The sequence below is a fragment of the Comamonas sp. MYb69 genome, from assembly GCF_037479315.1.
Taxonomy (GTDB): Bacteria; Pseudomonadota; Gammaproteobacteria; order Burkholderiales; family Burkholderiaceae_C; genus Comamonas.
The window spans coordinates 309781-333510 of sequence record NZ_JBBGZG010000005.1 but is presented as its reverse complement, the minus strand read 5'-3'; the positions used below and the strand labels follow the sequence as shown (position 1 = coordinate 333510).

Below are 23730 nucleotides of genomic sequence, written 5' to 3'. Positions count from 1 at the left end.
CCAAGAGACGACAACCATGTTCAGCAAAATCCTGATTGCCAATCGCGGCGAGATTGCATGCCGCGTGATCGCCACGGCCCGAACCATGGGCATCCAGACCGTTGCGGTCTACTCCGATGCGGACAAGGAAGCGCGCCATGTGAAGCTGGCCGATGAGGCCGTGCATATTGGTGCAGCCCCCAGCCGCGAGTCCTACCTGCTGGCCGACCGCATCATCGATGCGGCGCGCAAGACCGGCGCGCAGGCCATCCATCCGGGCTATGGTTTCCTGTCGGAGAACGAGGCCTTTGCCAAGCGCTGCGAAGATGAGGGCATTGCCTTTATCGGCCCCAAGGGGCATTCGATTGCTGCGATGGGCGACAAGATCGCCTCCAAGAAGCTCGCGAACGAAGCCAAGGTGAACACCATCCCCGGCTACAACGATGCCATCGAGAACGCGGAAAAAGCGGTTGGCATTGCCCAGGGCATTGGCTACCCGGTGATGATCAAGGCATCGGCCGGTGGCGGCGGCAAGGGCCTGCGCGTGGCCTACAACGACAAGGAGGCGCTCGAGGGCTTTACCGCCTGCCAGAACGAGGCGCGCAACAGCTTTGGCGATGACCGGATCTTTATCGAAAAGTTCGTGCAGGAGCCGCGCCATATCGAGATCCAGATCCTGGGCGACAGCCACGGCAATGTGGTCTACCTCAACGAGCGCGAATGCTCAATCCAGCGCCGCCACCAGAAGGTGATCGAAGAGGCGCCATCGCCCTTCATCAGCGATGCCACGCGCAAGGCGATGGGCGAGCAGGCCGTGGCCCTGGCCAAGGCCGTGCAGTACCAGAGCGCTGGCACGGTGGAGTTTGTCGTCGGCAAGGACCAGGACTTCTACTTTCTGGAAATGAACACCCGCCTGCAGGTGGAGCACCCGGTGACCGAATGCATCACCGGCCTCGATCTGGTCGAGCAGATGATCCGCGTGGCCGCGGGCGAGAAGCTGTCCTTCAGCCAGGCTGATGTGAAGCGCGATGGCTGGGCGATCGAATGCCGCATCAATGCGGAAGACCCGTTCCGCAACTTCCTGCCATCGACCGGCCGCCTGGTGCGCTTTGAGCCGCCCAAGCAGACCATGTGGCAGGCCGATACCGCCCATTTGCAGGGCGTGCGTGTCGATACCGGTGTGTACGAGGGCGGCGAGATTCCCATGTACTACGACTCGATGATTGCCAAGCTGATCGTGCATGGCAAGGACCGCAACGAGGCGATTGCCAAGATGCGCGAGGCGCTCAACGGCTTTGCGATCCGCGGCATCAGCTCGAACATTCCTTTCCAGGCCGCGCTGCTGGCCCACCCCCAATTTGTCTCCGGCCAGTTCAACACCGGCTTTATCGCCGAGCACTATGGCCAGGGCTTCCATGCCGAGGACGTGCCCCACGAGGACACGGATTTTCTGGTGGCGCTGGCGATGTTCCGCAACCGCCGCTACCGCGCGCGCGCCTCCACCATCAGCGGCCAGATGCTGGGCCACCAGCTGCGCGTGGGCCACAGCTACACGGCGGTGGTGCTGGGCGCCGAAGGCCAGCACAGCTTTGTCTCGGCCGAGGTGACCGATTTTGACGACGAAGCCCGCGTCTGCAAGGTCAGCATTGGCGACAAGATCTACCAGTTCAGCAGTGAAGCGGTGCTGCGCGATGTCGTCACCCACGGCACTTGCAACGGCCAGCCTTTTACCGCGCAGATCGAGCGCGGCACGGCCAAGAACCCGCTGGCCTTGCGCGTGATCCACAATGGCACGCAGCGCGACATCCTGGTGCTGTCACAACGCGGCGCCGAGCTCTACCAGCTGATGCCCTACAAGGCGCCACCGGATCTGTCCAAGTTCCTGCTCTCGCCCATGCCCGGCCTGCTCGTCGATGTGGCGGTGCAGCCCGGCCAGAAGGTGCAGGCAGGCGAGAAGCTGGCCGTCATCGAAGCGATGAAGATGGAGAACATCCTGTTTGCAACGCAAGACGGCGTGGTCAGCAAGGTGAGCGCTGCCAAGGGCAATTCGCTGGCGGTGGACGATATCATTCTGGAATTTGAATGATCTGACTGCTTCGCGATGACGCAGACCCGCTGCCCCGCAGCGGGTTTTTTTGTGCTGGCGTGTGCGTGTACGAGAGGATTGGGAATGCAACGAGCTTTGTTGGCCGTGGCCGCGCTGGTGCTGCTGGGGCTGGGTACCGTGCCCTTGGCGGCCGGGCACTTGCACCTGGGGGTGCTGGTGCCGGTAGGGCTGGGCCTGGCGGGAGGCTATCTGGTTTGGCGCTGGCCGGCGGTGCAGTCCTGGCGCGCCGCAGCGCCTTGGCGCCGCGCTGTGTGGCGTGCTGCCTGGCTGGGTCTGGCCTTGTGGGTCGCCAGCGTGGGCTGGCTCTGGCAGCGCATTGCCGGCCTGGGGCAGATGCCCGCGACCACGCCGCAGGTGGCCGCGATTGTGGTGCTGGGCAGCGGCACGCAAGACGGCAAGCCGCGCCCGGCGCTGGCGATGCGGCTCGATACCGCTGCGCAGCTCGTGGCCTTGCAGCCCCAGGCCGTGCTGGCGGTGACCGGTGGGGTGGACTTTGGGCAGGACGAGAGCGAGGGCGCCATCATGGCGCGCTACCTGGCGCAGAGCCACGGGCTGGACCCCGCCACGATGGTGGTGGAAGAGCGCAGCACCAGCACCGTGCTGAACCTGGAATGGACCGGCCCGATGCTGCAGCAGCGCGGGGTGGATCTGGCGCAGCCCATTGCGATTGTCAGCAGTGATTTTCACCTCTGGCGCGCGCTGCAGATTGCCCGCAGCCAGGGCTTTAACCATCCGATTGGCGTGGCAGCGCCGACACCGCTGCTGACCCGGTTCAACGTCTGGCTGCGCGAGTATTTTGCAGTCGCCAGCAGCTGGGCCTTGGGCGAGTGGTAGAGGTTTAAGCCCTTAGGTGCTGGCGCGCCGCACCAGGTGGTAGCCCAGATCCAGCCGGTTCTGTGCCACCGGCTGGTCTTGCAGCAGCTGCAGCAGCATGGTGGCGGCCTCGGCGCCAATGGCGCTACGGGGTGTGTGGATGGTGGTCAGCGGCGGCACCATCTGCGCGCTGCCGGGCAGGTCGTTGAAACCGGCAATTGCGATTTGTGTGGGCACGGCCAGGCCCAGGCGGTTGGCGGCCAGCAGCGCGCCCTGGGCCAGGTCATCGTTGCAGAAAAATACGGCATCCACGCCACCGCCGAGCTGCAGCACCTGATCGAGCAGCTGCGCGCCCAGGGCCAGTGACGAGCGCTCGGGGCTCAGAATCTCCAGACCCGGATCGGCCAGGCCTGCCTGCTGCAAGGCCTGGCGGTAGCCCTGCAGGCGCTGCATGACGCGGGCATCGAGCTGGGCGCCGCAAAAGGCGATACGGCGGTAGCCCTGGGCCAGCAGGTGTTCCGTCATCGCCGCCCCGGCATCTAACTGCGAAAAGCCCACGCTGTGCAGCCGGGCCGCTGCGCTGTCGGGATGCAGCTCCATCAAATGCACGCAGGCTGTGCCACTGGCTGCTAGCAGCTGGGCGCTGCCGGCGCTGCGCTCATAACCAGTCAGCATCAGACCCGCAGGCCGCATCGGCAGGTAGGCGCGCAGCAGCTGCTCTTCCTCGGCTGCGCTGTAGTGCGACACCCCAATGAGCAGGTGGTAGCCGGCGGCAAACAGCACCTTGTGGGCCGCTTCGATCAGGTCGACAAACAAGGTGTTGCTGAGCAGCGGCACGATGACCAGTACCTGGTTGCTTTTCTGCGAGGCCAGCGCACGCGCGGCCGGGTCGGGCACATAGCCCAGGCGCAAAGCCACCTCGCGCACCTTGTCGGCCAGCGCAGCGGCCACCCGGCGCTCGCCGCGCAGCGCGCGGGATACCGTCATGGGGCTGACCCCTGCGGCATCGGCCACATCCTGCAAGGTGACACGCCCGCTGGCACGCGAGCGGCGGCAGTTGGGCTCGGCAGCCGGCGCGGGCAAAGGCGGGGAAGGGGGCAGGGGCAAGCGCATCTCCGGTCTGTTCAGCAAGCAATATCCGGTATGATAGCGCTATCCCAACATGCTTGGGAAGGAAGGCGGTGCCTGCAGGCGTGGCGAGAACAAGACTGATGGCTTGAATCGGCTTGCTCAAACTACATTGTCCAAGGGCAGTGCTTATTTTTTACCTGTATTGGATAGCGCTAACCCAATGACCATGTCCTCTAGTGATTCTTCGCGTCGGCGTCCTGTAGCGTTGGTGGTGATGGGGGTGTCGGGATGCGGCAAATCCAGCGCCGGTGAAGCCATTGCGCTGCACCTGGGTTGGCGCCTGGTTGAAGGCGACAGCTACCATGCGGCCGAAAGTGTGGCCAAGATGCAGGCGGGCATTGCACTGACCGATGCCGACCGCGCTGGCTGGCTGCAACGCCTGGCGCAGTTGCTGGCCGAAGCGAATGATGGCCAGGGGGTGGTGCTGACCTGCTCGGCGCTCAAGCGCCAGTACCGCGAGCTGTTGCGCGCCTCCCAAAGCCGGCTCGGCTTTGTGTTTCTGGACCTCAGCTACGACACGGCGCTGGCGCGGGTGCAGCAGCGTGCGGGGCATTTTTTCTCGCCCGAGTTGGTGGCCAACCAGTTTGCCACCTTGGAAGACCCGCGCGATGAGCCCCAGGTGCTGACCGTGGATGCCGATACCCCGCTGGACCGCATTGCCCAGCAGGTGCAGCAGTGGCTGGATGCTCAGCAGCCTTGAGCGCTGACAAAGCATAGTGCCAGCGCTGCATGCGGCTGCTGTGCTATAAAAATTACATAAATAAAGGGGAAGCTACGGCCTTCCCATGATGCAAAGGACTCCCATGATGCAGATCCACCCGGTTCTTCAAGCGGTCACTGACCGCATCCGCGCCAAGAGCGCTGCCACGCGCAGCGACTATCTGGCCCAGGTTGACGCCATGGCCCAGCGCCCGCCGCAGATGCGCTCGATGGGCTGCGCCAATGTGGCGCATGCGGTGGCCGGCGTGCCGGTCAATGACAAGCTGCGCATTGTCGAGGTCAAGGGCCCGAACGTGGGTATTGTCACGGCCTATAACGATGTGCTCTCGGCCCATGCGCCGCTGCAGCGCTACCCCGATATCCTGAAGGACGAGGCGCGCAAGCATGGCGCGACCGCGCAGGTGGCGGGTGGTGTGCCTGCGATGTGCGATGGCGTGACCCAGGGTATGCCGGGCATGGAGCTGAGCCTGTTCAGCCGCGATGCGATTGCGATGGGCACCGCCGTGGCGCTGACCCATGACACCTTTGATGCGGCGCTGATGCTGGGCGTCTGCGACAAGATCGTGCCGGGCCTCTTGATTGGCGCGCTGCATTTTGGCCATCTGCCGATGGTGTTTGTGCCCGCCGGGCCGATGACCTCGGGCCTGTCCAACAACGACAAGGCCAAGGTGCGCGAGCTGGCCGCCCAAGGCCTGGTCGGCCGCGAAAAGCTGCTCGAAGCCGAGATGGCCGCCTACCATGATGCGGGCACCTGCACCTTCTACGGCACGGCCAACAGCAACCAGATGCTGCTCGAAGCCATGGGCCTGCATGTGCCGGGCAATGCCTTTATCAACCCGGGAGATGGCGCGCGTGAACTGCTGACCCGCGAAGCCATGCGTACCGTGCTGGGCATCACCGCTGGCAAGCGCTTTGCGCCGATTGGCCGCGTGGTCGACGAGCGTTGCATTGTCAACGCGATGGTGGCCTTGCTGGCAACGGGTGGCTCGACCAACCACCTGATCCACTGGGTGGCGGTGGCGCGTGCTGCCGGTATCGTCATCGACTGGAATGATTTTGAGCAGCTGTCCTCGGTCGTGCCCTTGCTGGCGCGCGTCTACCCCAATGGGGCGGCGGACGTGAACCAGTTCCAGGCGGCAGGCGGCCCGGGCTATGTGATTGGCCAGCTGCTGGCTGCAGGCCTGATGCATGGGGATGTGCTGACCGTGCGCCCCGAGGGCCTGGCGGCTTACGCCACGGTGCCGCGTGTGGAGGCGGGCCAGCTGGTCTGGCAGGCGGCCACCGAATCGGGTGACGACAGCGTGCTGCGCCCGGTGAGCGCGCCTTTCAGCCCTACCGGTGGCCTCAAGCTGCTGACCGGCAACCTCGGCCGCAGTGTGATCAAGGTCAGCGCCGTGCCGCTTGACCGCCATGTGCTGCGCGCGCCGGCCTGGGTGTTTGATTCGCAGGATGCGCTGCAGGAGGCCTTCAAATCGGGCGCGCTGGAGCAGGCCTGCCAGACCAATGGGCACAACGGCGTGGTCTGCGTGGTGCGCTGGCAGGGCCCGCAGGCCAACGGCATGCCCGAGCTGCACAAGCTCACGCCACCCTTGGCCGTGCTGCAAGGCAAGGGCTACCAGGTGGCGCTGGTGACCGATGGCCGCATGAGCGGCGCCTCGGGCAAGGTGCCCGCTGCGATCCATGTGTCGCCTGAAGCACTGGCCGGTGGCCCCTTGGCCAAAATTGAGAGCGGCGATATGGTGCTGTTGGATGCTGAAACCGGTATCATGCAGGCCGAAGTGGATGCCGCCGTTTGGGAGGCACGCCCACTGGCCACGATACCGGCCGAGCAGCTGCGCGCCAATGGCCGTGGTCTGGGCCGAGAACTGTTTGCCGGATTCCGGCGCAATGCGCTGAGCGCAGAAGAAGGAGCCTGCACATGGCTGAGCAACTGACCGCCTTATCGATCATGCAAGACGCACCGGTGATCCCGGTGATCGTGCTGCGCGACGTCAACCACGCCGTGTCCATGGCCAAGGCCCTGGTCGCTGGCGGTATCCGGGTGCTGGAAGTGACCTTGCGCACGCCCCAGGGCCTGGCCGCCATCGAAGCGATTGCCAAGTCCGTGCCGGAGGCGATCGTGGGTGCGGGTACCGTGCGCAATGCCGCCGATGCGCGTGCCGCAGCGGCGGCAGGGGCCCGCTTTGCGGTCAGCCCTGGCTACACCACGAGCGTGGGTGAAGCCTGCCGCGACGCGCGCTTGCCACTGCTGCCCGGCGTGGCAACCAGCAGCGAAATCATGCAGGCGCAGCAAGACGGCTTCAATGAGCTGAAGTTCTTCCCCGCGCTGCAAGCCGGTGGTATCAACATGCTCAAGGCCTGGCAGGGCCCCTTCGCCGAAGTGCGCTTTTGCCCCACCGGGGGTATCACGACGGCCAATGCGGCAGAGTTTCTGGCGCTGAAGAACGTCGTCTGTGTCGGAGGCTCCTGGCTGGTGCCCACCGACACCCTGGAGCGCGGTGACTGGGAACACATCACCTTGCTGGCCCGCGAGGCCGCTGCCTTGCTACGCAAGGCCTGACACCACAGCCATCAGAGCAATTCCAGGCGGCCATCCATGCCGCCTGCTGGCTGCGTTCCATACCGCATCCCCATCAGCGGGATGAACATTGATCCATAGGCCATGCTGCTGCGGTTGCTCCATGCAATGCGCCGCAGCGCTGCACCTGGGCGCTAGTGCGCAGCGCCGGGCATGGTGTTTATGCCACGGGGCCGGGCACAGGCCTTGCGAGCACATGCCAGCAGGCATGCAGTGCTGGCTTGTATGGTGGCCGCTAAAAGCAGGGGATTGGGCAGAGGAGCAGGGCGGTGCCTGGGGGCGCGCCTTTAGTCCTTGGACTGCGCCTGCTCAGCATGCGGCTGGTTGGCTGCGTCTTCCGTCCAGGCCTTGTAGCGGCCCGAATGCGGCTGGAACTGCTGCCCGGGGAACAGCGTCCGCTCGATATCGCGCAGCACTGTCATCCCCACACCATTGAGCTTGAGCAAGCGCTCGGGATACGCTTCAACCACCTGATCCACCGTGGTGATCGCATGTCGCCCCAAGCTGTTGAGGGTTCTGCGAGAGAGCCTTTTGTTCAGAAGCAGTTCAGTAGCCATGGGATCATCAATCTATAAACAAAGCGGCAACGTCTGTCGTTGGCGTCAAGACTGAGGGCCGCGTCCCGTTTCGCTGGGAGTGGCTATGCCCCAAGCCTGCGCCGGTGCGGACAGGAGTGGATACAAATCATGCTAAATCGCATTTTGTTATTCACTGATTCTATCAGCTTATAGCTAATTTGTAACTCAATGATGGATCATTTCCGCCGATGCAGGATTGATTTATGCCGGATTAATGTAATTAAATGTATTTGGTTGGTTATACTGGGGCGGTCCGGAGAGGGTATCGGCTGCTTTTCTCCCAGGCGCTATTCTCCTCCTAAAAAAAGAATCTCCAGAGCAACTATCCTTTGACCAATCAGAGGGTAATCGCTGGATCTGTCGCCTGGGCTGCAGAAAAAATTCCAGCGATGGCTTGGGGTTGCCGTGGCAACATCGCGCTGTCAAGTTGAGTTATTACACAGGTCTATCGCGCTATGTAATTCATAAAAACGGTTAAAGTAAGAATTAACTGACAGTATCTATACCAATACCTGCCCAACGCGCCATCAAAGCCTTCTCCATGCCTGGTTATGCCCGTCCGTAAAGCCTCGTCGCTGACGATCACCCTGATTTTGCCCTTTGTGATGCTGATTGCATTGCTGACCGGGGTGCTCGGCGTGCTGTGGTACTGGACGGGCAGCAAGACGGTATCGATGCTGTCGCAGCAGCTGATGGTGGAGATGGCCGAGCGCATCAGCCAGGCGGTGGACCGGCACATCTTCAGCTCGCGCTCCATCATCGAGGCGAGCTTTCCGGCGGGCCTGCAGGCCCCCGACCGCATCGAGGACGACATGCCGGCGCTGCGCACCCGCCTGTGGGCTGCCACATCGCTGACGCAGCGCCAGGGCGACTATGTCTTCTACGGCAACCGCCATGGGCAAGGCATCGGCCTGCTGCGCAGTAATGAAACCCAGGCGGAACTGCGCATCAAGCTGAACGCGCAGGATGTGCGCAGCATCTACCTGCTGCCAGGCATCCAGGCCGAGCCGATCTTCCTGTCCAAGGAATCCAATCTGTTTGATCCGCGCACGCGTCCCTGGTACCGGCTGGCGCAGGGCGTTGTCGGCCATATCTGGACACCGGTCTATATCGACTTCAATGCCAAGGACCTGGTGATGACGCGGGCGCGCCGGGTGTTTGGTGCGGATGGCCAGCCCACGGGTGTGGTGGCGACCGATGTCTTTCTGAACGAGCTGCGGCTTTTTGTCGATGGCCTGCATTTGTCAGAGGGTGCCGAGGCTTTCATCATGGAGCCCAATGGCGACTTGATTGCCGGCACGCGCATGGACAATATCCGCTTGAACGGCGAGCAGCCGCCCAGCCGGGTCAACGCCGCCAGCGCCGGCAACCCCTTGCTCAAGGTGGTGTACCGGCAGCTGGTGCACGAGTTTTCGCAGTCCAACGAGGTGGCACGCACGGCGCTGATCTTTGATGCCAAGAACCATGCGATCGAGGTGGCCTACCGCCGCGTGACCGATGAGGCGGGCCTGAACTGGCTGGCCGTGGTGGCCGTGCCGCACCAGCAGATGCTGGCCGGCATCCGTGCCCATGTGGTGCTGGTGGTGGCCTTGGGTCTGCTGGCCCTGGGTATTGCTCTGGCACTGGGTTTGCGCATCTTTGGCGGCCTGGCCAAGGACATGCGCTCGCTCACCTATGCGGTACGCCGCGTGGGGCAGGGCGAGATCGATGTGCCCATCGGCGTCGAGCGCAATGACGAGATTGGCGAGCTGGCCAGCAATGTCCACCATATGCGGCATCGCTTGTTTACCGATGCGCTGACCGGCGCTGCCAACCGCAGCGCGCTGAACCATATTCTGGAGACCTTGACCCGGCCGAACGCGCCCAAGCAGGCGGTGTTTGCCATTCTCTTTATCGACCTCAACCAGTTCAAGGCGCTCAACGACCGCTGGGGCCATGAAAACGGCGATCTGGCCCTGATCGAGGTGGTGCAGCGCCTCAAGGAAGTGCTGCGCAGCAATGATGTGCTGATTCGCCTGGGCGGGGACGAGTTTGTTGCGGTGCTCCAAGGCATCCACAGCGATGAGCAGATCCAGGTGGTGAAAGCCAAGATCCTGGAGGTTCTCGCCCCTGCGTTGCAGTCGCTCAAGGGCTTGCCTGAGGGCGAGGTCGTTCATCTGGGCGCCTCCATTGGCCAGGCGATTTATCCGATCGATGGGGCCGATCCGCAAAGCCTGCTCAAGCATGCCGATCTGGACATGTACAAGAACAAGCAGCACAACGGCCATAGCCGCTGATCGGCCCGATCGCGCTTCGAATGCAAAAAAGCCCGGCAGGTGCCTGGCTTTTAGGACGTAGCGGGCGTTACTGACAGACGCCCAGGCCGGTATTAACGCAGACCGCCGCCGGCGCTGCTTTCGGCGCGTTGGATAAGTTCAATCTTATAGCCATCAGGATCGGTCACAAAAGCGATCACCGTGGTGCCGCCCTTTACCGGGCCGGCTTCGCGGGTGACATTGCCGCCATTGGCCTTGATCTTTTCGCAGGCAGCGTAAGCATCGGGCACGCCCAGGGCGATATGGCCGTAGGCGGTGCCCAGGTCATAGCTCTCGGTGCCCCAGTTGTAGGTCAGCTCGATCTCGGCCTGGCCAGGGTTGCCGTCTTCGTAGCCGACAAAGGCGAGCGAATACTTGTATTCGGGGTTTTCCGAGGTGCGCAGCAGGCGCATGCCCAGCACCTGGGTGTAGAAATCGATGGAGCGCTGGAGATTGCCAACGCGCAGCATGGTGTGCAAAAGACGCATGGGGTTTTCTTTCTTGTAAAGGCAGCGGCAGCGCAGGGCTGCCGCAAGGAAGAGGCCGACCTTCAGGGGCCAGCCAGAGCCATCCGAGTGTAGCGCCGCACAGTGGCAGGCTGCAGCGCCCACAAAGCACAACCCCTGCACGGGGCAGGGGTTGCAAGTACAAGCGAGGTGGCGAGAATTACTCGACCTTGGCCTTTTCACGCAGCTCTTGCTGGTACTTCTGGATTTGTTGCTGGCGCAGTTGCTGCTCGATCTGGGGCTTGACTTCGTCAAACTTGGGCAGTTGCGCTTCGCGCACATCGTCCACACGGATGATGTGGTAGCCAAACTGGGTCTTGACCGGGGTATCGGTCATCTGGCCCTTCTTCAGCTTGGTCATCGCTTCGGAGAACTCAGGCACGTAGTTGGCAGCATTGCCCCAGTCCAGATCGCCACCGCGCTGGCCCGATCCAGGATCCTTGGACTCCTTCTTGGCCAGGTCTTCGAACTTGGCACCCTTCTTGATTTGGGCGATCAGGGCCTTGGCCTTGTCTTCGCTGTCCACCAGGATGTGGAAGGCGTGGTATTCCTTGCCTTGGTTGGTCGCAACAAACTTGTCGTACTCGGCCTTGGCAGCCGCGTCAGAGATGGGGTGCGCCTTTTCGTAGGCGGCAAACAGCTCCTGGGTCAGGATGCCTTGGCGCGCCAGCTCGACCTGGCCCTTGAAGGACTCGGTGGCGTCCAGGCCTTGGGCCTTGGCAGCCTGGGCATAGATTTCGCGCTCAATGATGGCTTCCTTGATCTGGCCTTCTTGCTCGGCGCTCACCGGGCGACCGCTGCGCTCCATTTGTTCCTTGAAGGTCTGCAGCAGGGACGAGGGCACTGGCTTGCCATTGACGATGCCAATGTTTTGGGCCACTGCAGGCAGCGCGGCTGAACCAAGCAGGGCAGCTGCAACCAGACCGGACAAGAGCTGTTTTTTCATGCGAAATCCAAATTGTTTATCTATGAAGGAAATATACACCAGTGATTTCATTGTTTTGGTGTATGCAGGACTTCAATGGCAAGGGCATGTAAACCCGCGTCAATGAATGCTTGGAGCGCATCATACACAAGCCGATGCTGGGCTATGCGTGATGTGCCAGTAAATAAGGGTGAAGCGATGCGCAGCCGGAAATGGGTGCCAAATCCGCTGCCATTGGCGCCCACATGGCCGGCGTGCAGACCGCTTTCGTCGATCACTTCCAACTGGGTGGGCGAGAGTTTGTCACGCAGCACCGCTTCAATGGCGGTGGCGGTAATGTCCTGGGCTTGCATAGAGAAAAGGGGGGTAGCGCGGTGGGCGGAGAGCCTGGCTGAGAGGCAGCAGGCTCAGGCCGCAGATCAGGGTTGGTCTTCCGGGTTGTGCTGGATATGGCGGCTCAGGTACATGGCCTGGCCCAGCACAAAGACCAGCATCAGGCCCAGGCCGCCGAACATCTTGAAAGTGACCCAGGTGTCCAGATCAAACTGGTAGGCGACCCAGATATTGACGATGCCCATGAGGGTAAAAAAGATCGCCCAGCTGTAATTGACCGTGTTCCAGACGGGCTGGGGCAGCTGCACTTGCGCCGACATCAGCTTTTGCATCAGGTTCTTGTTGAAGAACCACTGGCCGCCCAGCAGCACGGCCGCCATCACCCAGTACAGCACGGTGGGCTTCCACTTGATGAAAGACTCGTCGTGGAAAAGCAGGGTCGCGCCGCCAAACACCACGATCACGCCCAGGCTGATCCATTGCATGGGTTCCACCTTGCCGACCTTGAAGCGCAGGTAGGCGATTTGCGCAATGGTCGCCACAATGGCCACCCCGGTGGCCACAAACACGCCCCAGACCTTGAACGCTGCGAAAAACAGCAGGATGGGGAAAAAATCAATCAAAAATTTCATATCAGGCGATGCGGGCTGTGCACGGCATGGCTCAAAAGCCGGAGCGCGGTGCGGACAAGAGAGCAGGGCTTTGGGTGCTTGTGTGTGGTTGAATAGCGCGTCTGCAGGCAAGCCGCCAATGATACGCGAGCTATTTTGCGGCCAGCTTAAGCCGGGCTGAAGTGCTCGCCTCGGCTTGCCGGGGTGTCAGAGCGCAGGCGGCAGCCAAAGTTCCGCGCCGCGCTTGCCCCCGGCCTGTCATGGCTGGGGCCAAGCCTGGCTTAGAACAGGTTCTTAGTCCTGCTTTTCAAAGTCCAGCGCAGCCGAGTTCATGCAGTAGCGCAGGCCAGTGGGCTGGGGGCCGTCCGGGAACACATGGCCCAGGTGGGCGCCGCACTGGGCGCAGACCGTCTCCACCCGCACCATGCCATGGCTGCGGTCCACGTTTTCCTGGATCGCGCCGGGAATGGCTTCGGAGAAGCTCGGCCAGCCGCAGCCCGCGTCAAATTTGGTGTCGCTGTCAAACAGCTTGGCGCCGCAGCAGATGCAGTGGTAGCTGCCATCGGCCCAATGGGCCTCGTACTTGCCGGTAAAAGGGCGTTCGGTGGCGGCATGCCGGGTGACCTGGTAGGCCACCGATTCGGCTTGCTTGGATGCGAGTTCGGCCTGCCATTGGGCATCCGATTTTTGGACGGGAAAGCTCATGATGAACAGCTGATTTCAATATGTTGCGCCCAGTCGGGCGGGAGGGCGGCCAGGTCTTCGCAGCCGGGATGCTCTGCATATGGTGTTGCGAGCACGGTTTGCAAGCGGGCAAACGGTGCCCAGTCGCCCAGCTGGGCGGCGGTGATGGCTTGCTGGCCCAGGTGGTTGCGCAGCACATAGCGCGGGTTGGCGGCGAACATGCGCGCAGCGGTGGCTGCTGCGTCGCCGGGCTGCAGCAGCGCCTGGTACTGCTCGCGCCAGGTCTCAAAGGCCGCATCGCCATTGAACCATGGGGCCAGCGCCGGCAGGCGGTCATCGGCCACCGCTTGCGACAGCGCGCGCCAGAACAGGCTGTAGTCGGTGCGGTGCTGCTGCATCAGGGCGAGCAAGGGGTTGACGACAGCGGCCACCGCTTCGGGCGCGGTGCTGCGCGCAGGATCGAGGCCCAGCTTGGCGCCCAGTGCGCGCTGCATCGCAGGCTCCAGCGCGGTCTTGTAGCGCTCCAGCGCGGCCAGCGTGGTCGCCTCGTCTTCAATCAGCGGCAGCAGCGCCTGGCCCAGACAGAACAGGTTCCAGTAGGCCACCTGCGGCTGGCGGGCAAAGGCGTAGCGGCCACCGGTATCGCTGTGGTTGCAGATATGGTTGGCGTCGTAGTAGTCGAGAAACTGGAAGGGGCCGTAGTCGATGGTCAGGCCCAGGATGCTCATGTTGTCGGTGTTCATCACGCCATGGCAAAAGCCATGGGCCTGCCACAGCGCAAGCATGCGCGCAGTGCGCTCGGCCACCTCGGCCAGCAGTGCGGCATAACGCTCGGTGCTGCCGCTGGCGTGCTGGGCAACAGCTGGCATGTAGCGCTCGGCCACATAGTCCGCCAGCTTGCGCAGGCTGTCCTGGTCATCGCGGGCCGCGAAATGCTCAAAATGGCCAAAGCGCACAAAGCTGGGCGCCACGCGGGCGACGACGGCAGCGGTCTCCACCGTCTCGCGGTAGATGGGCTGCGGGGAGGTGACCAGCGACAGCGCACGCGTGGTAGGCACGCCCAGGCCGTGCATCGCCTCGCTGCACAGGTATTCGCGGATGGACGAGCGCAGCACCGCGCGCCCATCGCCCATGCGGGAATAGGGCGTCTTGCCTGCGCCTTTGAGCTGCAGCTCCAGGCCCTCGGGGGCAGTCGCCGATCGGATTTCGCCCAGCAAAATGGCCCGGCCGTCGCCCAACTGGCCTGCCCAGTGGCCAAACTGGTGGCCGCTGTAGACACTGGCCAGCGCATCCATGCCCGGTAGCAGCGCATTGCCGCCCAGCACCTGGGTCGCCTCGCTGCTGGCCAGCCATTCGGGGCGCAGCCCCATGTCCTGGGCCAGTGCCTCATTGCGCGCATGCATGGCCAGCTGCGGCATCGGCGTGGGTTGCAGGCGGGTGTAGAAGACTGGCGGCAGGCTGGCAAAGCCGTTGTGCCATTGGGCACCGGGCTGCAGGGCAGGCGCTGCTTCGCTCGGGGTGGATGCGGTGGCCGCGGCAGTTGCCGGGCGCGTAGACATGCTTGAATCCATGCAGCCATTGTCTGCCTTGCGGCTTTCCCTGCGTGGCCCTGTGTCTATACCGCAAGTCCGGCCCTGCAGGGCGCAGCGCAGCGGCGGCGCAACATTATTTGACCCTGCCCCGGGCGCAAAACCGCAGCAGCAGGCGCTTTTGTCCCTGGTGGGCCAGGAGGGCCGGTTATTATGTCGGCCTGAGTTCTACCGCTTGCTTCATCAGAAGAGATCCCTGGGCCCTCGGGCACCTGCCGGCCATGCCGGGCCAGCTCCACCTTGCGTGGCCCGGCCCGCTTGCGACAGCGCCAGGCAGGTGATCGCCGCCCATCCAAGAGAAAACGAGCACTGTGCGCCTCAATTCCATCAAGCTTGCTGGCTTCAAATCGTTTGCGGAGCCCACCAATTTCATGCTGCCAGGGCAACTGGTGGGCGTGGTCGGCCCCAATGGCTGTGGCAAGTCCAACATCATGGATGCGGTGCGCTGGGTGCTGGGCGAGTCCAAGGCGAGCGAGCTGCGTGGCGAGTCCATGCAGGATGTGATCTTCAACGGCACCACGCACCGCAAGCCCGCCAGCCGCTCCAGCGTGGAGCTGGTGTTCGACAACAGCGACCACCGCGCCGGTGGCCAGTGGAGCCAGTACACCGAAATAGCGGTCAAGCGCGTGCTCACGCGCGACGGCAGCAGCAGCTACTTCATCAACAACATGCCGGTGCGCCGGCGCGATGTGCAGGACGTGTTTCTGGGCACGGGCCTGGGCCCACGTGCCTACGCCATCATTGGCCAGGGCACCATCAGCCGCATCATCGAGTCGCGCCCCGAAGAGCTGCGCCTGTTCCTTGAAGAGGCCGCTGGCGTCTCCAAGTACAAGGAGCGCCGCCGCGAGACCGAAAACCGCCTCAACGACACGCGCGAGAACCTGACCCGGGTCGAGGACATCCTGCGCGAGCTCAATGCCAACCTCGACAAGCTGGAAAAGCAGGCCGAGGTGGCGGCCAAGTACAACGCGCTCAATGCCAGCGCCACCTTGAAGCAGCACCAGCTGTGGTTCCTGAAACGCAGTGATGCCGAGCAGGAGCAGGAGAAGGTGCGCATCGATGGCCTCAAGGCCGTCAATGACCTGGAGTCGCGCCTGGCCGATCTGCGCCATGTCGAGGCGGATCTGGAGACCATCCGCCAGTCGCACTATGCTGCAGGCGATATCGTCAACCAGGCGCAGGGCAAGCTCTACGAGGCCACGGCCGAAGTCGGCCGGCTCGAAGCGGAAATCCGCTATGTGGTTGAAGGCCGCCAGCGCGTGGAAAACCGCCTGGTGCAGCTGGCCGAGCAGATTGCGCAGTGGACCATTCGCAAGGACGAATCCGAGGCCGAGCTGGAGAACCTGGCCGGCCAGGGCATGGATGCCGAGGAGCGCGCCGAGATGCTGGCCGCTCAGCTTGAAGAGCAAAACCTGCAGCTGCCCGATATGGAAGAGGCGCTGCGCCTGGCCCAGCAGCGCGCCAATGAGCAGCGCAGCTCCGTCACCCAGGTGCAGCAGCAGATCCAGGTGCTGGCCGCTGAGCAGCGCAGCCTGAACGAACAAAGCCGTGGCCTGGAAGTGCGCAGCGAACGATTGCGCAGCGACCGCAATGCGATGGCCGCGCCCGACGAGACCCGTCTGCTCAACCTGCAGCAGCAAAACGAGGAAGCGGCCGAGGCCGCCGAGATTGCCGAGGGGCGCCTGCTGGAGCTGCAGGACAGCGTGCCCCAGCTCGATGAAGCGCGGCGCAGCAAGCAGCAGCAGGTCAACCAGGAAGGCGCCAAGCAGGCCGATCTGTCGGCGCGGCTCGAGGCCCTCAAGGCCTTGCAGGAAAAGGTCAAGACCGATGGCAAGCTGCAGCCCTGGCTGGCCAAGCATGGGCTCGATGGCTTGCAGGGCCTGTGGAGCCGCATCCAGGTCGAACCCGGTTGGGAAAACGCCCTTGAAGCGGCACTGCGCGAGCGCCTGGCCGCGCTGGAAGTCAGCCGCCTCGACATGGTGCGCGGCTTTTTGGGCGCAGGTGCCCAGGATGCGCCACCCGCCCGCCTGGCTTTCTACAGCGTGCCCCAAGCACCGGCCGCAGCTCCTGCTGGCAAACTCGCGCAGCTGTCCGATTTGCTGCGCGTCCATGATGCCGGCCTGCGCGCCGTGCTGGTCGACTGGCTCTGCGGCTGCTACACCTGCCCCAGCCTGGACGAGGCACTGGCCCAGCGCAGCCGCCTGCAGGCTGGTGAAACCATTTTTGTGCCAACCGGCCATTCGGTGAGCCTGCACAGCGTGAGCTTTTATGCGCAGGACTCCGAGCAGTCGGGCATGCTGGCCCGGGCCCAGGAAATCGAACATCTGGAAAAGGAGCTGCGCGCCCAATCGCTGATTGGCGAAGAGGCGCGCAATGCGCTGGTGCGTGCCGAGAGCGCCTATGCCGATGCCTCGCAGCGCCTGGTGGCCGTGCGCGCCGAGGCTGCGCAAACCCGCAACCGCGCCCATGAGCTGCAGGTCGAGACCTTGCGCCTGACCCAGCTGGCCGAGCAGGCCCGCGCCCGCACCGCGCAGATCGACACCGACCTGGGTGAAGTGGTGCAGCAGCTCGAAGAGATCCAGGAGCGCCGGATTGCGGCCGAGGCCCGCTTTGAAGAGCTGGACATGCAGCTGGCCGACAGCCAGGAGCGCCATGCCCAGCTCGATGAGACCGTCTATGAGTCAGAGCGCAAGCTGGCCAGCGCCCGTGAGCAGCTGCGTGCACTGGAGCGCCAGTCGCAGGAAGCGGTGTTTGGCCAGCGCAGCATGGAAGCGCGCCGCGCCGAGCTCAACCGCACGATGGAAACGGCGTTGCAGCAGGCCAAGGCCCTGGGCGATGAACAGCTGCGCGCGCAAGAGGAGCAAAAGCGCCTGAACGACGCGGCGGCGCAAGGCGGCCTGCAAGATGCGCTGAACCTGAAGATGGAGCGCGAGAAGGACCTGGCTGCGCGCCGCAGCGAGTACGACGACCTGACCGCCCGGCTGCGCAGCAGCGATGAGCGCCGCCAGCAGTTTGAGCGCGAGCTGCAGCCGCTGCGCGACCGCATCACCGAGTTCAAGCTCAAGGAGCAGGCCGCGCAACTGGGCCTGGAGCAGTACACGACCTTGCTGCAGGAAGCCCAGGCCGATCTGGAGGTCATCGCCGCCTCGGTCAAGGACGGTCAGGTGCGCCTGACCGGTCTGCAAGGCGAAATCGACCGCCTGCACCGCGAGATTGAAGCGCTGGGCGCCGTCAATCTGGCCGCGCTCGACGAGCTCAACCACGCCCGCGAGCGCAAGACCTTCCTCGACTCGCAGATGGACGACCTGACCCAGGCCATGACGACCCTGGAAGACGCGATCAAGAAGATCGATGCCGAAACCCGGCAGCTGCTCTCGGGCACCTTTGACACCGTCAACAGCCATTTTGGCCGCATGTTCCCTGAGCTCTTTGGCGGCGGCCAGGCCAAGCTGATCATCACCGGCGACGAGATTCTGGACTCGGGCGTGCAGGTGATGGCCCAGCCGCCGGGCAAGAAGAACCAGACCATCCATCTGCTGTCGGGCGGCGAGAAAGCGCTGACCGCGATTGCGCTGGTGTTTGCGATCTTCCAGCTGAACCCGGCGCCGTTCTGTCTGCTCGATGAGGTGGACGCGCCGCTCGACGATGCCAATACCGAGCGCTATGCCAAGCTGGTGGCCTCGATGAGCCGCAGCACGCAGTTCCTCTTCATCAGCCACAACAAGATCGCGATGGAGATCGCCCAGCAGCTGATTGGTGTGACAATGCAGGAGCAGGGCGTCTCGCGCATTGTGGCCGTGGATATGGAATCTGCCTTGTCGATGGCCGATTCAGCGTGAAAGATTTTTAAAAACGAAGTCGTATGAGTAATTTTCAACTGGCGTTGGTGATCACCTTTGGTGTCATTCTGGTTTTGTACATCGCCTACAACACCTGGTCGGCACGCCGCAACGAGCCCAAAAAACCCCGGCCCGAGGAGCCCGGCCAGAGCGGCGACTCCGAGCTGCGCTACGAGCCCGGCTTTGATGGCCGCGCGGCATCGTCAGCCACCGGCGACCCGGTGCTTGATGCCCAGCTGGGCGGCCAAGGCCCCCGCTTGAGCGGCCACAGCGCTGATGCCTTTGGCGCAGGCGCGGTGGCGCGCAGCGGCAACCCCGGTACCTACCTGGGCGACCGCCAGCAGATTCTCGACCCGCTTACCGATGCGATCGCGACCATCCACACTGACGGCATCGTCTCGGGCAATGCGGCCATTGCGGCCATGCCCAGCAGCTTTCGCGCCGGCAACAAGGCCTTCAACATCGAAGGCCTGAACGAGACCAGCCAGACCTGGGAGCTTCCACGCGCCGGCGCCCGCTACACCGGTTTTCAGGCCGGTGTGCAGCTGGCCAACCGCCATGGCCCGATGAACGAGATCGAGTTTTCCGAGTTCGTCACCAAGGTCCAGCAGTTCGCCGACAGCATTGGCGCGGCGCAGGACACGCCCGACATGCTGCAGGAAGTGGCCCGCGCCCGCGAGCTCGACGCTTTTGCCAGCGAGCATGATGCGCAGCTGGCCTTTATGCTGCGCGCCAAGCGCGCCTCCTGGAGCCCCGGCTATGTGGCCCAGGTGGCCGCCAAGCATGGCTTTGTGCCCGCTGGCCCTGGCCGCATGGTGATGCCTTCGGGCATCGAGCAGATGCCTGCCATATTGGCGCTGACTTATGACGCGCAGGCGGCACTGGCCGATGACCCGGAAGCCAGCGCCTTGCGCGATGTGCTGCTGAGCCTGGATGTGCCGCATGTGGCGCGCAGCGAAAAGCCTTTCGACAAGATGCGCACCGCTGCCGAGGCTCTGTGCGCCGAGATGGACGGTGTCATCTGCGACCAGAACGGCACCCCCTTGCCGATCATGGTGGTCGACCCCATCGCCCAGGATTTGGAGAACCTGTACGACCAGCTCGAGCAGCGCGATCTGGCAGCGGGCTCGCTGGCCGCCAGGCGTTTGTTCAGCTAAGCCGCCAGCGTTTTGCCAAAGGCTGCCTGTGCAGCCTTTTTTGCGTTCTGGCTGCCGCTGATTAGGCAGTGCAGCGGCGGCTTTGGCCGTATAGTCGCAGGCATCAGACTACGCAGAGCCCCGCGCTTTGCCAGATTTTCGGAGTCAAGCCGCATGGCTGAGAATATTGATCTTTTCGCGTCGCCCGCTGGCGATGCCCCGCAGGATGCCGCCGCCGAGGTGCAGGCCTTGCGCGCGCAGCTGGAGCAATGGGCGCATGAGTACTATGTGCAGGATGCGCCCACGGTGCCCGATGGCGAGTACGACCGCGTCTACCAGCGGCTCGAAGCACTGGAGAAAGCCCATCCTGAGTTGCTGAGCCCGGACTCGCCGACCCAGCGCGTGATCGGCGCCATTCTGGACGGCCTGACCCCCGTGCGCCATGCGGTGCCGATGCTCAGCATCCGCACCGAGACCGACAACGAAGCCAGCGGCGCGCAGGCCTTTGATACGCGCATCCGCAAGGAGCTGGGCCTCGATCCCAGTGACCCGCCGGTCGAGTATGTCGCCGAGCCCAAATTCGACGGCCTGGCGATGAACCTGCGCTACGAGGGCGGGCGCCTGGTGCAGGCCACCACGCGCGGCGATGGCGAAGTGGGCGAGGACGTCACCCACAATATTCGCACCATCCGCCAGATACCGCTGCAGCTGCGCCAGGATGCCGCCGTGCCACCCGTGCTGGAAGTGCGCGGCGAAGTCTATATGCGCCGCGATGATTTTGATGCGCTCAACCGCAAGCAGGAAGCTGCTGGCGGCAAGACCTTTGTCAACCCGCGCAATGCGGCAGCGGGCGCGGTGCGCCAGCTTGACTCCAACATTACGGCCCAGCGTCCGCTGTCCTTTTTTGCCTATGGCCTGGGTGAGGTGACGCCGGTGGCCCAGGGCGGCATGCAGTGGGACAGCCACTACGCAATGCTGATGCAGCTGCGCGCCTGGGGCTTTCCAGTGGCGCCGCAGGTCTGCGTGGCCAAGGGCGCTGATGAGCTGGTGGCCTTTCACCAGCGCATGGGCGCCGAACGCGCCAACCTGGGCTACGAGATCGATGGCGTGGTCTACAAGGTCAACAGCCGCGCGCTGCAGCTGGAGCTGGGCTTTGTCAGCCGTGAGCCGCGCTGGGCCGTGGCCCACAAGTACCCGGCCCAGGAGATGGTGACGCGGCTCGAAGGCATTGAAGTGCAGGTGGGCCGCACCGGCAAGCTGACGCCGGTGGCGCGTCTGGCGCCGGTGTTTGTCGGTGGCGTTACTGTCACCAACGCCACCCTGTCCAATGTGTTCGACATCCGCAAAAAGGGCGTGCGGGTGGGGGACGATGTCATCGTGCGCCGCGCGGGCGATGTGATCCCCGAGGTGGCAGGACGGGTGCCTGGCGCGCGGCCGCAGTATGTGCCCAACTTCTCGATGCCCCGCCAATGCCCGGTCTGCGGCAGCGATGTGGTGCGTGAAAAAGGCGAGGCCAACCACCGCTGCACTGGTGGCCTGTTCTGCGTGGCCCAGCGCAAGGAGGCCATCCTGCACTATGCGCACCGCCGTGCGATGGACATCGAAGGCCTGGGTGACAAGCTGGTGGACCAGCTGGTCGACAGCGGCGTGATCCGCAGCCTGCCCGACCTCTACAAGCTGGGTATTGCGACCTTGTCGGGCCTCGAGCGCATGGCAGAGAAGTCCGCACAGAATGTGCTGGCGGCGCTCGAGTCTTCCAAGAAAACCACGCTGGCCCGCTTTGTGTTTGGCCTGGGCATTCGCCATGTGGGCGAATCCACCGCCAAGGACCTGGCCAAGCACTTTGGTGTGCTCGACGCGATCATGGATGCCTCGGTCGACGAGCTGCTGCAGGTGAACGACGTGGGACCGGTGGTGGCCAACAGCCTGCACACCTTTTTTGCGCAGCCGCACAACCGCGAAGTGGTCGAGCAGCTGCGCGCTGCGGGCGTGCACTGGGACGAGGCGGTGCCTGCCGAAAAGCCCGCGCAGATTCTGGCCGGCATGACCGTGGTGCTGACCGGCACCTTGCCCACCATGGGCCGCGATGAAGCCAAGGACCTGCTCGAAGCCGCAGGCGCCAAGGTCTCCGGCTCAGTCAGCAAGAAGACCCATTACCTGGTGGCCGGCGCGGACGCGGGCAGCAAACTGACCAAGGCCCAGGAGCTGGGCGTGGCTGTGCTCGATGAAGCTGCGATGCTGCGGCTCTTGCAAAACGGCGCGCCTTGATCTGGCGCACATGGTGCGCCTCGCCACGCTGCACAGCAGCACATAGCAGGCGGTGGGGCGATAGGGATAGGGGCTTTCTCTGACATCGGCATGCGCCAGATGTCAATACGATGAAAAATACCAGTGGCTGCGATCCGGCGGCCCTGCTTTTTTATGCAGAGGAGATGCCGTGAGCTATACCCTGAGACAAGTTCAGACCTTGCTGACCAAGCCTGAGTTGGAGCTGTTCCAAGCCAGCCGTGCCAATGCGATCAAGGATCTGACCGAGCGCCAGCTCAGCAGCAAGATCACCCGCAGCCGTACCTTGCGCGCCAAGTACCGCGATCTCTACCAACGCCAGACGGTCAAAACCCAGAAGGGTTCGGCCGCTGCGCGCCGGCCTGCGGGCAATGAGAACAACCGCACCGAGCTCAAAGCCGATGTAATGCAGGATCTGCTGGGCCGTTTTGAAGAGCGGCTGGCCAAGCTGCAGGCCACGGCCCTCAAGGGCGCGGCAGGCGCAGCCGCCAAGCCTGCAGCCGCCCCTGCGAAGGCGGCGAAGAAGACTGCAAGCAAAACAGCAACGAAGACAGCAAGCAAGACCGCAGCCAAGCCAGCAGTGAAGGGCGCGGCGAAGAAGCTGGCTACCAAGTCTGCAAGCAAAACGTCGGCCGCCGCGCCGCGCAAAGCAGCCAAGACGGCCGTGAAGGTGCCCGCAGCCAAGAAGCCAGCTGCGGTCAAAAAACCAGCGGCCAAGTCCACCAAGGCCCCTGCGAAGAAGGCGGCAGCAGCGCCCGCCAAAGCACGCAAAACGGCTGCTGCCAGCGCCCAGGTTGGCGGCAATGCTGCAGCGGCTGCGCGCGGCGCGGTGCCTACGCGCCAGCCGGCAGCGGCCAGCCGGGGCAACCCCATCAAGGCCCAGCCGGTGAACAAGAAAATCAAGGCCAGCGGCCAGTCCAAAACCCGGGCGGCACAGGCCAAGCGCGACAGCCGCTAAATAACCAGTCCATCAAAAATGCCGTACCCCCTGCATAAGGGGTACGGCATTGTCATGTGGGCTGGCGTTGCAGCACCACGCCCTGCGCAGGGGTGGCAGCTCAGCGACTCAGGGCTTGGTCTTTTTGGCAGCCGGGCTGGGCGCGGCGGCTGGCTGCTGCGCCTTGGCGTAAGCCTTGGTCATCATCTCGCGCAGCAGGCCCGAGCTCGATTGCTGCATCATGCGGTTGATGTCGGCCTGCTTGCTCTGCATCAGTTGCGCATGCGGCGATTGTGGGCCCTGGTCGAGCAAAGACTGCAGCTGGGCCTCGTTGAAATTCTGTGCGTAGGCGGCGGCCAGCTGCGTGTCCCAGCGCTTTTGGTAGTCGGCTGCGACCGAGCGCGTGGCCGCAATCATCGCCTGGCCCGCTTGCTGCTGGCCCATCTTGTCGACCAAGGCCTGGTACTCGGGCGATTTGGCCGCAATCTGCAAACCCACCTGGGGCAGGCTGTGGCCAAGCTTGTATTTCTCGACCAGGGCCAGCGCCATGTCCTGCAGCTTGGCGGCATGGGCGAGGCCTGGGAGCCAGGCGCTGCTGGCCGCCACGGCGGGCAGTACCAAGCTGCCCAGCAGGCGGCGGCGGGCTGAGGAGGTGCGGGTGAAGGTAGAAGTCATGGGTGGCAG

Annotated in this window: 19 protein-coding genes; 10 read left to right on the top strand and 9 right to left on the bottom strand. The window is 63.8% G+C overall.

Going from position 1 to position 23730, the window contains the following annotated elements; all coding sequences use genetic code 11:
* Positions 1 to 16: 16 nt before the first annotated feature.
* A complete protein-coding gene (locus tag WH303_RS09735) occupies positions 17 to 2065 on the top strand; it encodes an acetyl/propionyl/methylcrotonyl-CoA carboxylase subunit alpha (RefSeq protein WP_339518188.1) in 2049 nt (682 codons plus the stop codon).
* 84 nt (positions 2066 to 2149) lie between these two features.
* Positions 2150 to 2920 (top strand): YdcF family protein, encoded by a 771-nt coding sequence (locus WH303_RS09730; protein ID WP_339518186.1) that lies wholly within the window; start codon positions 2150 to 2152, stop codon positions 2918 to 2920.
* A 12-nt stretch (positions 2921 to 2932) separates the two neighbouring features.
* Here the strand turns inward: WH303_RS09730 and WH303_RS09725 are convergent, their stop codons facing one another.
* A complete protein-coding gene (locus WH303_RS09725) occupies positions 2933 to 4012 on the bottom strand; it encodes a LacI family DNA-binding transcriptional regulator (RefSeq protein WP_445228269.1) in 1080 nt (359 codons plus the stop codon).
* A gap of 184 nt (positions 4013 to 4196) precedes the next feature.
* Here WH303_RS09725 and WH303_RS09720 point away from each other — a divergent pair, with 184 nt between their 5' ends.
* The 3 genes from WH303_RS09720 to eda all read left to right on the top strand — a co-directional run bounded on the left by WH303_RS09720 (position 4197) and on the right by eda (position 7310).
* Positions 4197 to 4730 (top strand): gluconokinase, encoded by a 534-nt coding sequence (locus tag WH303_RS09720; protein WP_339518184.1) that lies wholly within the window; start codon positions 4197 to 4199, stop codon positions 4728 to 4730.
* 106 nt (positions 4731 to 4836) lie between these two features.
* Positions 4837 to 6684 carry a phosphogluconate dehydratase gene (edd, locus tag WH303_RS09715; RefSeq protein ID WP_339518226.1) on the top strand — a complete coding sequence of 616 codons (1848 nt, stop codon included), beginning with the start codon at positions 4837 to 4839 and terminating at the stop codon, positions 6682 to 6684.
* Positions 6669 to 7310, top strand: a complete 642-nt coding sequence (gene eda / locus WH303_RS09710; RefSeq protein WP_339518183.1) for a bifunctional 4-hydroxy-2-oxoglutarate aldolase/2-dehydro-3-deoxy-phosphogluconate aldolase — start codon at positions 6669 to 6671, stop codon at positions 7308 to 7310. The genes edd and eda overlap by 16 nt, the downstream gene beginning before the upstream one ends.
* A gap of 305 nt (positions 7311 to 7615) precedes the next feature.
* On the opposite strand, the gene WH303_RS09705 is transcribed toward eda, so the two are convergent.
* Positions 7616 to 7885: a DNA-directed RNA polymerase subunit alpha C-terminal domain-containing protein gene (locus WH303_RS09705; RefSeq protein WP_021028115.1), complete on the bottom strand. Its 270-nt coding sequence runs from the start codon at positions 7883 to 7885 to the stop codon at positions 7616 to 7618.
* Between the two features lie 572 nt (positions 7886 to 8457).
* Between WH303_RS09705 and WH303_RS09700 the strand changes: the two genes are divergently transcribed.
* The gene (locus WH303_RS09700; RefSeq protein WP_339518180.1) at positions 8458 to 10182 is read left to right on the top strand and encodes a diguanylate cyclase domain-containing protein; all 1725 of its coding nucleotides are present in this window, start codon (positions 8458 to 8460) and stop codon (positions 10180 to 10182) included.
* Between the two features lie 92 nt (positions 10183 to 10274).
* Here WH303_RS09700 and gloA read toward each other — a convergent pair whose 3' ends face one another.
* The 6 genes from gloA to WH303_RS09670 all read right to left on the bottom strand — a co-directional run bounded on the left by gloA (position 10275) and on the right by WH303_RS09670 (position 14818).
* The gene (gloA, locus tag WH303_RS09695; protein WP_339518178.1) at positions 10275 to 10688 is read right to left on the bottom strand and encodes a lactoylglutathione lyase; all 414 of its coding nucleotides are present in this window, start codon (positions 10686 to 10688) and stop codon (positions 10275 to 10277) included.
* 178 nt (positions 10689 to 10866) lie between these two features.
* Positions 10867 to 11652, bottom strand: a complete 786-nt coding sequence (locus tag WH303_RS09690) for a peptidylprolyl isomerase (RefSeq protein WP_021028112.1) — start codon at positions 11650 to 11652, stop codon at positions 10867 to 10869.
* 47 nt (positions 11653 to 11699) lie between these two features.
* Positions 11700 to 11984: a BolA family protein gene (locus tag WH303_RS09685; protein WP_021028111.1), complete on the bottom strand. Its 285-nt coding sequence runs from the start codon at positions 11982 to 11984 to the stop codon at positions 11700 to 11702.
* Positions 11985 to 12050: 66 nt separating this feature from the next.
* Complete coding sequence (locus tag WH303_RS09680) at positions 12051 to 12596, bottom strand: septation protein A (protein WP_182341477.1); 546 nt, start codon at positions 12594 to 12596, stop codon at positions 12051 to 12053.
* Between the two features lie 273 nt (positions 12597 to 12869).
* The gene (gene msrB, locus WH303_RS09675; RefSeq protein WP_021028109.1) at positions 12870 to 13280 is read right to left on the bottom strand and encodes a peptide-methionine (R)-S-oxide reductase MsrB; all 411 of its coding nucleotides are present in this window, start codon (positions 13278 to 13280) and stop codon (positions 12870 to 12872) included.
* On the bottom strand, positions 13277 to 14818 hold the full coding sequence (locus WH303_RS09670; RefSeq protein WP_339518173.1) for a protein adenylyltransferase SelO: 1542 nt from the start codon (positions 14816 to 14818) through the stop codon (positions 13277 to 13279). Before WH303_RS09670 ends, msrB begins: the two co-directional genes overlap by 4 nt.
* A gap of 341 nt (positions 14819 to 15159) precedes the next feature.
* Between WH303_RS09670 and smc the strand changes: the two genes are divergently transcribed.
* From smc to WH303_RS09650, 4 genes are all read left to right on the top strand, one after another.
* The gene (gene smc / locus WH303_RS09665; protein WP_312989988.1) at positions 15160 to 18687 is read left to right on the top strand and encodes a chromosome segregation protein SMC; all 3528 of its coding nucleotides are present in this window, start codon (positions 15160 to 15162) and stop codon (positions 18685 to 18687) included.
* A 23-nt stretch (positions 18688 to 18710) separates the two neighbouring features.
* Entirely contained in the window at positions 18711 to 19844 is a 1134-nt protein-coding gene (locus WH303_RS09660) for a cell division protein ZipA C-terminal FtsZ-binding domain-containing protein (protein WP_312989989.1), read from the top strand.
* A gap of 153 nt (positions 19845 to 19997) precedes the next feature.
* The gene (ligA, locus tag WH303_RS09655) at positions 19998 to 22091 is read left to right on the top strand and encodes an NAD-dependent DNA ligase LigA (RefSeq protein ID WP_339518172.1); all 2094 of its coding nucleotides are present in this window, start codon (positions 19998 to 20000) and stop codon (positions 22089 to 22091) included.
* Between the two features lie 169 nt (positions 22092 to 22260).
* Positions 22261 to 23067, top strand: coding sequence for a hypothetical protein (locus WH303_RS09650; RefSeq protein WP_339518171.1), 807 nt, complete (start codon positions 22261 to 22263; stop codon positions 23065 to 23067).
* A gap of 108 nt (positions 23068 to 23175) precedes the next feature.
* On the opposite strand, the gene WH303_RS09645 is transcribed toward WH303_RS09650, so the two are convergent.
* Entirely contained in the window at positions 23176 to 23721 is a 546-nt protein-coding gene (locus tag WH303_RS09645; protein ID WP_339518170.1) for a hypothetical protein, read from the bottom strand.
* Between the last annotated feature and the right edge of the window lie 9 nt (positions 23722 to 23730).

Excerpts from the sequence above, each read along its gene's own strand:
- WH303_RS09660 (WP_312989989.1), top strand. The coding sequence starts at position 18,711 with ATGAGTAATTTTCAACTGGCGTTGGTGATCACCTTTGGTGTCATTCTG.
- WH303_RS09725 (WP_445228269.1), bottom strand. The coding sequence starts at position 4,012 with ATGCGCTTGCCCCTGCCCCCTTCCCCGCCTTTGCCCGCGCCGGCTGCC.
- ligA (WP_339518172.1), top strand. The coding sequence starts at position 19,998 with ATGGCTGAGAATATTGATCTTTTCGCGTCGCCCGCTGGCGATGCCCCG.
- WH303_RS09735 (WP_339518188.1), top strand. The coding sequence starts at position 17 with ATGTTCAGCAAAATCCTGATTGCCAATCGCGGCGAGATTGCATGCCGC.
- edd (WP_339518226.1), top strand. The coding sequence starts at position 4,837 with ATGCAGATCCACCCGGTTCTTCAAGCGGTCACTGACCGCATCCGCGCC.
- WH303_RS09690 (WP_021028112.1), bottom strand. The coding sequence starts at position 11,652 with ATGAAAAAACAGCTCTTGTCCGGTCTGGTTGCAGCTGCCCTGCTTGGT.
- WH303_RS09700 (WP_339518180.1), top strand. The coding sequence starts at position 8,458 with ATGCCCGTCCGTAAAGCCTCGTCGCTGACGATCACCCTGATTTTGCCC.
- gloA (WP_339518178.1), bottom strand. The coding sequence starts at position 10,688 with ATGCGTCTTTTGCACACCATGCTGCGCGTTGGCAATCTCCAGCGCTCC.
- WH303_RS09645 (WP_339518170.1), bottom strand. The coding sequence starts at position 23,721 with ATGACTTCTACCTTCACCCGCACCTCCTCAGCCCGCCGCCGCCTGCTG.
- WH303_RS09680 (WP_182341477.1), bottom strand. The coding sequence starts at position 12,596 with ATGAAATTTTTGATTGATTTTTTCCCCATCCTGCTGTTTTTCGCAGCG.
- msrB (WP_021028109.1), bottom strand. The coding sequence starts at position 13,280 with ATGAGCTTTCCCGTCCAAAAATCGGATGCCCAATGGCAGGCCGAACTC.
- WH303_RS09705 (WP_021028115.1), bottom strand. The coding sequence starts at position 7,885 with ATGGCTACTGAACTGCTTCTGAACAAAAGGCTCTCTCGCAGAACCCTC.
- WH303_RS09730 (WP_339518186.1), top strand. The coding sequence starts at position 2,150 with ATGCAACGAGCTTTGTTGGCCGTGGCCGCGCTGGTGCTGCTGGGGCTG.
- WH303_RS09720 (WP_339518184.1), top strand. The coding sequence starts at position 4,197 with ATGTCCTCTAGTGATTCTTCGCGTCGGCGTCCTGTAGCGTTGGTGGTG.
- WH303_RS09685 (WP_021028111.1), bottom strand. The coding sequence starts at position 11,984 with ATGCAAGCCCAGGACATTACCGCCACCGCCATTGAAGCGGTGCTGCGT.
- WH303_RS09670 (WP_339518173.1), bottom strand. The coding sequence starts at position 14,818 with ATGTCTACGCGCCCGGCAACTGCCGCGGCCACCGCATCCACCCCGAGC.
- eda (WP_339518183.1), top strand. The coding sequence starts at position 6,669 with ATGGCTGAGCAACTGACCGCCTTATCGATCATGCAAGACGCACCGGTG.